7 protein-coding genes are annotated in these 9664 nt (G+C 58.8%); 1 reads left to right on the top strand and 6 read right to left on the bottom strand.

The genetic code is table 11. The features are described 5' to 3' along the window. Positions 1–494 precede the first annotated feature (494 nt). From PQR32_RS39065 to PQR32_RS39055, 3 genes are read right to left on the bottom strand one after another with little or no spacing between them, the layout of a single operon-like run. Positions 495–1325, bottom strand: coding sequence for an ImmA/IrrE family metallo-endopeptidase (locus tag PQR32_RS39065; protein WP_408240291.1), 831 nt, complete (start codon positions 1323–1325; stop codon positions 495–497). After that, positions 1322–1726, bottom strand: a complete 405-nt coding sequence (locus tag PQR32_RS39060) for a hypothetical protein (protein WP_408240288.1) — start codon at positions 1724–1726, stop codon at positions 1322–1324. The genes PQR32_RS39065 and PQR32_RS39060 overlap by 4 nt, the downstream gene beginning before the upstream one ends. Next, the gene (locus PQR32_RS39055; RefSeq protein WP_408240285.1) at positions 1723–2313 is read right to left on the bottom strand and encodes an RNA polymerase sigma factor; all 591 of its coding nucleotides are present in this window, start codon (positions 2311–2313) and stop codon (positions 1723–1725) included. The genes PQR32_RS39060 and PQR32_RS39055 overlap by 4 nt, the downstream gene beginning before the upstream one ends. A gap of 154 nt (positions 2314–2467) precedes the next feature. On the opposite strand from PQR32_RS39055, the gene PQR32_RS39050 reads away from it, so the two are divergent. Beyond that, positions 2468–3412, top strand: a complete 945-nt coding sequence (locus PQR32_RS39050) for a hypothetical protein (RefSeq protein WP_408240283.1) — start codon at positions 2468–2470, stop codon at positions 3410–3412. Positions 3413–3938: 526 nt separating this feature from the next. On the opposite strand, the gene gyrB is transcribed toward PQR32_RS39050, so the two are convergent. From gyrB to dnaA, 3 genes are all read right to left on the bottom strand, one after another. Further along, positions 3939–6410: a DNA topoisomerase (ATP-hydrolyzing) subunit B gene (gene gyrB, locus PQR32_RS39045; protein ID WP_408240280.1), complete on the bottom strand. Its 2472-nt coding sequence runs from the start codon at positions 6408–6410 to the stop codon at positions 3939–3941. A 114-nt stretch (positions 6411–6524) separates the two neighbouring features. After that, positions 6525–7628, bottom strand: coding sequence for a DNA polymerase III subunit beta (dnaN, locus tag PQR32_RS39040; RefSeq protein WP_007180118.1), 1104 nt, complete (start codon positions 7626–7628; stop codon positions 6525–6527). Between the two features lie 220 nt (positions 7629–7848). Then, positions 7849–9468: a chromosomal replication initiator protein DnaA gene (dnaA, locus tag PQR32_RS39035; RefSeq protein WP_408240277.1), complete on the bottom strand. Its 1620-nt coding sequence runs from the start codon at positions 9466–9468 to the stop codon at positions 7849–7851. Positions 9469–9664: the final 196 nt, after the last annotated feature.

Here is a 9664-nt window from a genome sequence, read left to right as displayed (position 1 = left end):
CCGGGTGGCGCTTCGCGCCGCATTGCGCGCGGCCGCGCCGCGCGCGGGCGCGGGAATCGACCGGGTCGCTCACGGGTTTTATGTTCAAGGGCTTCAATCTCGCGAACTGGCCGCCCGAGCCCGAATCGGGGTCGCGTTAATCACGCCGGGACGCGCAGCAGACTGCGTCGACCTTCTCGACCGATGAGTCCGGACTCGAGTATCAAATGCAACGTCCGCCGATTCGATACGAAGAGTCACCCTACCCATCCGTAGGTACGCCAAGTCCCAGCCAAGCGCGCGGCCGATGTCGGCGCCGTAGTCCTGCGCCATTGTTCTCTCTTTGTGATTGCCCCGCCTACGCTAACGGCAGGCAATGCGCTTACTTGAGGGAACAAAGGGCGGCTGGACACGCCGCGCTCGTCATCTATAAGCAATAGAGCATTCGGTGTATCAGAGAGCCGAGCACGGCGCGAGACCGCGAAGCCGACACCAGCCCTGTAGCAATCGGCCGCTTACCGACGACTGATATACGAGCCGCGCTCGCTATATCTGCGTGTGCCTACGTCCGGGTCATAACCGGCCTCCATCATCTCCGCATCAACAAGGTAGATGAGCACCAACACCTCGCCTTGCCGTCCCCGCGTACAATGCTCCATCACCTCGAAGTCGCCAGCATCGGAGTTTTCGAACCAGACTTCGCCTGGCTGCTTGCCCTGCTTCATCTCGGCACCAGAAGAGCTGGCGAGTTCGTACGCAAAACTGTCATCATCCAACGCACCCCGTAGAAACCATCGTTTGGGCACATCAGGAGCACGGACATGCCACCGCAATCCGTTTTCCCCGTAGCAGGCAACGACGACTGGCAGGGTGTCAATCTGTGCGAGCCGGATGCAAGTAGCCGTCCGACTGCTCTGGAAGGTTTCGGCCAAATCGTTGATTTGCCGGAATCCCGGTTTCCCGATGGCCCTCACCATAGGCTGGAAAATCGGCCGAGGCATGAGCAGGTGCGACGCGTATTCGTCGGCATGCTTCTCAAAATCTTTGTTGGATGCCAAGTTGTCGCCGGGGTCATCAACGCGGCAGCGAAACGAGCGTCCACGGTGCATCATCCAGTGGCCGAGTTCATGTGCAATCGAAAATCGCTGCCGACCGAGGATGGTCGAAGGACGGACAGTAGCTATCGCGCGATTTTCAAAGCCCACGAGCGTCGCTTCACACCCCTGCAGTTCCTGGTATTCAACCTCGAGCCGCGCATCGAATGCAAACGCCTCGACGTCTAAGTCTTCCGGCGAAGTTATCCCGAAATCCGCAACCAGCTTTTCGGCCTGCTCACCCGGACTCATTTATCGGTACTCCCGCCCGAACCGCCTGGCAAATCTAATCGCCTTATGCGCGAGTAAAGCCCCAGCAAGTCCTCGTCGGTCATTTCGTCAAGTTCGCGTGCCGCCAAGGTGTACCGGCCGTCATTCATTGCTTGCAGGATGTAGGCCTTTGCTACCTCCACAGAAACCCCCGCGTTTGACGGACCAGTCGTGGAGCGGTGGTTTGCGACCCCCCGGCGCGCGGCGGTGAGCCGTCGGCGCCCGGATTCTGCTTTTGCGGCTTGCAGGAGACGGAGGCCGTGAGCTTTCGTGGCGCCGGCATCGGCGCCATCAAGTACGTCTTCGTCCGACATCGCCAATAACTCGCGCGCCAAAGCATCGGCGAGCAAATCGTGAGGTTCGGTCTTCTTTGTCGAGTTCATTGCTGCATCCTCGCCATTTCGTAAGGTGCCAGGCGACGTGCAAGGCGCTTCCTCGCGGCGTCGTGACGTTTTGCATCCATTCCCAGTTCCGTGGCAGCCTCCGCGCCGCGAATTCCATCCATCCACATGAGCAGGAGCAGATGCGCGTCTTCGTCCTGGCTGACGTCCGCTTCAATCTGCTCCAACAGTTGACGTTTTATTAGCGCGACCTCAGGCGTATCGTGTGATACACCCATCTCGAAATGCTCCCGACTGGCATCTTCCGGTTCTTCGTCGGTCGTAGAAACCACCTTGAATGCGTCCACCGGCCCATTCATTTCCTTCTTAAGGTCGTTGCTCGATATTCCCCGCATCGCGACGAATAAAACCAGTATTGGCTCGAGCCCACGCTTCCAGACGCGGTCTTGGCTCAGCAACTTCGTCATTGTTTCTTGAAGCAGGTCATCGCCCGTGACGTCGGTGAGGCTCCTTGATAGGAAGTCCGCGAGCCGTTGTGCCCGAGCCCAGTCGGCGGGGCTCATGTTCAGTAATTCGTTCTCGACTTCGCTTTTACTCAGTCTGCTCTCAGATTCTGCTGTGTCGGACATGCCCTGGACACTCCTTTTTAAGACTCTTCTGCAGCCCCTTGCGGACGCCGAAAATAAGTTTATTTGTCGCGTCCTTGGATTCAGTCTGGAGAGTCCTATTGATTAGGGGCTCGATTTCCTACGTCGGGGCCTTTTTCTGATTAAGGACATCCAGATGATAGTAAATCGCAAAACCCGCAACATCAACGGCCACCTAACCCATCTTCGCGTGGGCGACGAATATTTCGTCGGGCTGCCGGTCAACGCCACATCTGTCGAGATGCTTCAGCGCCTCGGCTTCGAAATCCCCATCCAGAACGGTCAAAGCATCTTGCCATCGGCAAAGCGCGGCGCTGCAAGCCGCCGCAATGCTGAGGGATTTGACGTCGTTCATCGCGACCAGCCGAAGGAGACTAAGTACAGGCAGATTAGTTGGTCATGGACCGAACACCACGGACGCGAAAAAGTCGAGAGAACTGGTGTCAAGGATGTACCCTACCTGCGCTATCCGCGAACGCGCATCCCTCCGTACTCCATTGAGATGCAGGTGCGAACGCGCAGCGACGGCGCGACGTTTTTCGTGTCTGGCCCGTTCAAGGTTCAGCCTGAACTCGATGTGGTGGCGACCAACACAGCAAACGTGTTCCGTGAGCAGCTGGGTGGGTTCGAAATCCTGACGTCAAAGCTCGAAACGTGGATTGCATCCCCTATCAGGCGCCTGAATTGGGACCTGTTGCCGGCAGGTCAGAATCCTTGGGCTAGCGCGAAGGCTGCTGTATCGCGGATAGTAGAAAGCGCGGCACCAGGCAACCGGCCGGTCATCGCCGAACGGTTCGCTGCCATTGGAAGGTACGAGCCCGAGTTTGTCGCCGTCGGACGCGGAGGCTTCGACGGCTACGTCGTGTTCGGCTTCCCCAAATATGGGTTTTGTCTGCTTGAGAACAAGCACGTGAACAACGCGACTTATGTTCTCGCCGAGTCTTCGTGGGTAACGGTCTCCCAGCTCACGAAGGCAGAAATCCTTGCGGCCGGTTTCCATCGTGCACGATTGATTCACACGAGGAGCTGGTTTGACGAGCTCGACGCGTTGATGGGCAGCGGAAAGCGGCGCGCCGCGTAATAAGGTTGGAAGCTCATCGGGTCGTCGTGTGATGGCAGACGGGCGAGGCAACGCCTCGTCCGTAATTGCGCAATGTGCTGTTTGGAAGTTGCGTCAATTAGAACGCGCTAACTGGTATCGCGCGAGCGAACGGTGTCGGCCGCTGTCTTCGCTCTTTCAGGGGCGAGTCCGCTTTCGCATCGAGGTCTTCCCCATGGTTGTCACTTTTTTGCCGGCAGACGGCGTCGTGTTCCCGCAGTTGCCGGCAGATTTCGCGCCAGTAGTGCTCGGCCAGTTTCCGCCGACAAACCCGTTGGGCGTAGGGCCTCTGCCGGGGCTAACCGCCCCGCCTTCGAACCGCTGCCTCCGGTCTGGTCGCTCGCCAGATTGCCCACCTTTGCTGCCACTACTCTTGCTCATACCCCACCGCACAAGTGCGTCGACTTGATGAGTTACCCGTTAATTCGAACTATCGAGAAAAAAACCCATAAGTTTCTCAACTTATGGGCTCCAGATTCTCAGGTTATGCGTTCAGCTACATATGGCGTTAAACGTCAATATTTCCTGCCCGCAAGGCGTTGGATTCAATGAAAGCTCTACGCGGCTCTACTTCATCGCCCATCAACGTAGTGAAGATCCCGTCCGCCGCAATCGCATCCTCAATCTGAACGCGCAACAGCCGCCGAACCGCTGGATCCATCGTCGTTTCCCAAAGCTGCTCAGGATTCATTTCGCCCAAGCCTTTGTATCGCTGCTTCGAAATATTCCGTTCAGCATCCGCGATCAGCCACTTCATAGCGCTCTTGAAGTCAGTAACAGCCATGCTCCGCTCGCCACGCTTGATGACCGCTCCCGGTCCGATCAAGCCTTTGAATGTATCTGCTGTGTTGATGAGCTGTCGATAGTCGGCGCTGAGTTGAAATTCTTGGTCAAACACCGACACCTTCTGATTGCCATGGTGCGTGCGCGAGATGTGCAGCGATCGGAGTTCACGCACTTCGTCGTACCTAGTCGTCACACGAACTTCCGGCTTCAACGGGTCATCACGCAACTTCGACTCCAGCGCCTTCGCAGATGCTTCGGCCGCTTCTTCGCTCGACAGATCGATAACAATTCCATCCATTACCGCTTCAAGTGCGCCAGCATCGTACAGTCGGCTCAGCCGATCAATGACCGCCTGCGACAAGAGATACGACCTTGCCAACCCACCCAAGGCATCGCCCGTTATCGGCGTAGCGTTTTCAGCCGGCACGAGCTCAGACCCATTGAGCGCCAACTTCAGCATATGGGCGTTCAGCTCAGTCGCATCCTTCAAATAGCGCTCATCTTTGCCCGCTTTGATCTTGTAAAGAGGCGGTTGCGCGATATAGATAAAGCCGCGCTCAATCATTTCCGGCATTTGCCGGTAAAAGAACGTCAGCAGCAATGTCCGAATGTGCGCACCATCAACGTCCGCGTCGGTCATGATAATGATCCGGTGGTAGCGGAGCTTATCGACGTTGTAGTCTTCCTTACCAAAGCCGCAGCCCAGCGCGGTAATCAGCGTAACAATCTGCTCCGAAGAAAGCAGCTTGTCATACCGCGCCTTCTCCACATTCAGCACCTTGCCGCGCAGCGGCAAAATCGCCTGAAACTTCCGATCCCGTCCCTGCTTCGCCGACCCACCTGCCGAGTCACCCTCGACGATATAAATCTCGGACTTCGCCGGATCCTTCTCCTGGCAATCCGCCAGCTTCCCAGGCAGACCCACGCCGTCGAGCACCCCCTTCCGACGCGTCATCTCCCGCGCCTTCCGAGCCGCATCCCGCGCCCGCGCCGCATCGACAATCTTCCCGCAAATAATCTTCGCGTCATTCGGCGTCTCAAGCAGAAACTCTTCGAGCGCCTTCGCGACCACATCCTCCACCGGCGCGCGCACTTCCGACGACACCAGCTTGTCCTTCGTCTGCGCGCTGAACTTCGGCTCCGGCACCTTCACCGACAACACGCACGACAACCCCTCACGCATATCGTCGCCAGAAGTCTCAACCTTCGCCTTCTTGGCGACTTCGTGATCGTTGATGTACTTGTTCAACACGCGCGTCATCGCCGCACGCAACCCGGTCAAGTGCGTCCCGCCATCACGCTGCGGAATGTTGTTCGTGAAGCACAGCACGTTTTCGTTGTAGCTGTCGTTCCACTGCATCGCCACTTCCACGCCCACGCCGTCTTTCTCGCCGCTGATGTGGAAAATGTTCGGGTGCAGCACGGACTTGTTTTTGTTGATGTACTCGACAAAGCCCTTCACGCCGCCCACGAACGCGAAATCTTCTTCCTTGCCAGTGCGCTGGTCGGTCAGCTTGATTCGCACGCCGTTATTCAGGAACGACAGTTCGCGAATCCGCTTGGCCAGAATGTCGTAGTGATATTCGATGTTGCCGAAAATCGTCTCGTCGGCGAGGAAGTGCACTTCGGTGCCGCGGTTCTCGGTGTCGCCGGTGACCTGAATCGGCGAAACAGCCACGCCGTCGATCTCTTCGATAATGCGGTTCTGCGGCACGCCACGGTGGAATTCCATGAAGTGCTTCTTGCCGTCGCGGCGAATGGTCAAACGCAGCCACGCGGACAATGCGTTCACGCACGACACGCCCACGCCGTGCAGGCCGCCGGACACCTTGTAGCTGTTCTGGTCAAACTTGCCGCCGGCGTGCAACTCGGTCATCACGATTTCAGCGGCGCTGCGCTTCGGATCGTGCTTGTCGTCCATCTTCAGACCGGTCGGCACGCCGCGGCCGTTGTCGGTGATGGAAATGGAGTTGTCCGCGTGAATGATCACCTGGATGTCGTTGCAATGCCCCGCCAACGCTTCGTCGATGGAGTTGTCCAGCACTTCGAATACGAGGTGATGCAGACCGGTCCCGTCCGATGTATCCCCGATGTACATCCCGGGCCGCTTGCGCACCGCCTCCAGACCTTCGAGGATCTGAATCGAGGATGCGCCGTAGCTGTTGTCGGGTTGCGAATTGTTCGTTTCAGTCATGGATTTTTTCCGGTTCTGCGTTGCTGCAAGGTTGCTGCTCGGGACTTTTCAAATCACCATAAAAACGCCAAAGGGGCGCTGCGCCCCTTGGTGTGTTCTTTGGTGTTGGACGCGTTAGATGCGCATCGGCATGACGACGTACTTGAATTCGTCGTTCTCGGGAATCGTGATCAACGCGCTGGAGCTGGCGTCGCCCAGGCTCACTTGCAACGTGTCGACCTTCAGGTTCGCGAGCACGTCGAGCAGATACGTGACGTTGAACCCGATATCGACGCTGTCGCCGTCGTATGCGATTTCCAGTTCTTCCTGCGCCTCTTCCTGATCGGCGTTGGTCGACATGATCTTCAACTGGCCCGGCTCGATGATGCAGCGCACGCCCTTGAATTTGTCCGAGGTCAGAATCGCGGCGCGTTGCAGCGAGCGCTGCAGTTCTTCACGGCCGATCACGAACTGATTCTTGTGCGACTTCGGAATCACGCGCTGGAAGTCGGGGAATTTGCCTTCCACCAGCTTCGAGACCAGTTCGACCTGGCCGAACGTGAACTTGACCTGCGTCTGCGCGATGTCGATCTTCAGCGTGTCGTCGATGTCTTCCAAGAGACGCTGCAGTTCCAGAATCGTCTTGCGCGGAATGATCACTTCCTGGCGCTGGAACGAGCCTTCGATCTTCATGGACGAGAACGCCAGACGGTGGCCGTCCGTTGCGACCGCCATCAGCTGGTCGCCGTCCACCACCAGCAGCATGCCGTTCAGGTAGTAGCGGATGTCCTGCTGGGCCATCGAAAAATGGACCATGCCGAGCAACTGGCGGAACGTCTTTTGCGGAACCACGAGGTTCGCGCCGTAGTCTTTAGCTTGCGCGACCGTCGGGAATTCGTCCGCGGCGAGCGTTTGCAGCGCAAAGCGGCTCTTGCCGGATTGCACGGTCAGACGCTTGTCGTTCAGCGTGAGCGTGACCTGCCCGTCGGGCATGGCGCGCAGAATGTCGAGGAGCTTTCTTGCCGCCACCGTGGTCGCCACCGAATCGCCGCCCACGCCGAAATCGGCACGCGTGGTGATCTGCAACTCGAGGTCGGTGGACAGGAACGACACGTCTGGGCCGTTCTTGGTAATCAGCAAATTGGCGAGGATCGGCAACGTATGGCGGCGTTCGACGATGCCGCTCACAGTTTGCAGCGGCCTGAGGAGGTTATCGCGTTCGGTCTTGACCAGTTGCATAGAGTTCCTTCGTTGATATAACGGCCTGCGCGCCTTGCCAGGCAAGCATTCCCGCGCGCAGCCACGACTCCCCGCCGGCGCCACGCAGCGCCTGTCACGGCGTGAAATCCGCCCGCGGCCGCCGGGCGGTTAAACCTGTATTGTGCCTGAAAACGGAACCGCCTCACTAAAATGGGGGCGAGTTTGGAAATAAACAGGTCGTTTTTTCCAGACAGACCGCTCAGCCCTTCAGCGTCTGCTCCAGCACGTGCAGTTCGTGGTTCAGTTGCGCGTCCTTGCTGCGCTCATCGGCAATTTTGCGCACGGCGTGCAGCACGGTGGTGTGGTCGCGTCCGCCGAACAACTCGCCGATTTCCGGCAAGCTCTTCTGGGTCAGCTCTTTCGCCAGATACATGGCGATCTGCCGCGGCCGCGCGATGTTCGCGGGACGCTTCTTCGAATACATATCCGCGACCTTGATGCTGTAGAAGTCAGCCGTGGTCTTCTGGATGTTTTCCACCGAAATCTGCCGGTTTTGTACGGTCAGCAGGTCTTTCAACGCTTCCTTGGTGACTTCGATCGTGATTTCGCGGCCGTGAAATTTCGAATACGCGAGGATCTTGCGCAGCGCGCCTTCGAGTTCACGCACGTTCGAGCGCAAGTGTTTCGCGACGAAGAACGCGACGTCCTCATTCAGGCTCACGAACTCGGATTGCGCCTTGCGCATCAGAATCGCGACGCGCATTTCCAGCTCGGGCGGCTCGATCGCCACGGTCAGGCCGGAGTCGAAGCGCGAGATCAGACGGTCGTCGATACCCGAAATTTCCTTCGGGTACGTGTCGCTGGTGATGATCACCTGCGCCTTGTTGGCGACCAGCGCCTCGAACGCGTAGAAGAATTCCTCTTGCGTGCGCGATTTGCCTGAGAAGAACTGAATATCGTCGATCAGCAGCAGGTCGAGCGAGTGGTAGTAGCGCTTGAAATCGTCGAACGCCTTGCGCTGGTACGCCTTCACCACGTCGGACACATACTGTTCCGCGTGGATGTAGCGGATCCGCGCCCCGGCTTTGTCCATCAGAAGCTGGTTGCCGATCGCGTGGATCAAGTGAGTCTTGCCGAGGCCCACGCCGCCATACAGAAACAGCGGGTTGTATGAGATGCCGGGGTTGTCCGCGACCTGAATCGCCGCGGCGCGCGCCAATTGGTTGGCCTTGCCGGTCACGAAGTTGTCGAAGGTCAAAACCGGGTTCAGCTTGGAACGCTCGTACATCGAGTCGTTTTCGCCGTTGCCGTTCGAGCCGGCGCTTTGGCCCGGACGCCACGTGCGGCGGGCCGCCGCGGCTTCGTTCGCGTCGAGGCTAGGTAGATCGAGGTCACCGGAATCTTCTGCCGCGGCGCGTGCGTTCGCGTTGTGTTCAGCTGCCGCTCGGGCATTCGCGTTGAGGTTGGCCATCGCACTGTTGGCGCCGTTCGCACGCGCGGCCTGCGCCGCTTGCACGGCGCCGACGGCTGCGTCCACCGCGGCGCCATTGCCGGCGCTACCGCCCATCGAATTAGGCGCGGAAGCCGGACGCACCGGCGCCGGCGCGGCTGCCGCGGGGGCGCGCATGCCGGCTTTCGGGTCGAGCACGAATTGGACATCGATCGGGGCGTGCCAGAAATCGCGGGCCATATCCGCGATGCGGCCGGAGAACTGGCTCTTGACCCAGTCGAGCTTGAAACGGTTCGGCGCAGCGATGCTAAGCGTGTTCGCAGCGGCGTCGAAGGCGACCGGGGCCAACGGTTTGATCCACGTCACGTACTGCTGGGGCGTAAGCTCACGCTCCAGCAATGCGGAACAGTGTTGCCAGAAATCGTTCATCGAGTTGCTGTCGTTATGGTGTGCACGGCGGTCGCCGCTGCCCCTGTCGCGCGCGCGCAACAAGGCCCTGAGCAGCCAGGCGTAACGGCTCCAGGCGCTTGTGCCACAAGGGTTTGCGGGGCAAGCGAGCCGGAGCGGCGTGCAGGATTTTTGGGAAGTAAGGCGAGATTCTAACGCCAAAACGGACCCGCAAGGG

It is taken from the genome of Paraburkholderia dipogonis (genome assembly GCF_046027395.1).
GTDB lineage: Bacteria > Pseudomonadota > Gammaproteobacteria > Burkholderiales > Burkholderiaceae > Paraburkholderia > Paraburkholderia dipogonis_A.
Note: the sequence above shows the minus strand (reverse complement) of the source record. Positions and strands in the feature narration are given on the sequence as shown.

Bases quoted from the DNA above. Each gene is read 5' to 3' on its own strand.
- PQR32_RS39060 (WP_408240288.1), bottom strand. From the start codon at position 1,726: ATGAACTCGACAAAGAAGACCGAACCTCACGATTTGCTCGCCGATGCT.
- dnaA (WP_408240277.1), bottom strand. From the start codon at position 9,468: ATGAACGATTTCTGGCAACACTGTTCCGCATTGCTGGAGCGTGAGCTT.
- dnaN (WP_007180118.1), bottom strand. From the start codon at position 7,628: ATGCAACTGGTCAAGACCGAACGCGATAACCTCCTCAGGCCGCTGCAA.
- PQR32_RS39055 (WP_408240285.1), bottom strand. From the start codon at position 2,313: ATGTCCGACACAGCAGAATCTGAGAGCAGACTGAGTAAAAGCGAAGTC.
- PQR32_RS39065 (WP_408240291.1), bottom strand. From the start codon at position 1,325: ATGAGTCCGGGTGAGCAGGCCGAAAAGCTGGTTGCGGATTTCGGGATA.
- gyrB (WP_408240280.1), bottom strand. From the start codon at position 6,410: ATGACTGAAACGAACAATTCGCAACCCGACAACAGCTACGGCGCATCC.
- PQR32_RS39050 (WP_408240283.1), top strand. From the start codon at position 2,468: ATGATAGTAAATCGCAAAACCCGCAACATCAACGGCCACCTAACCCAT.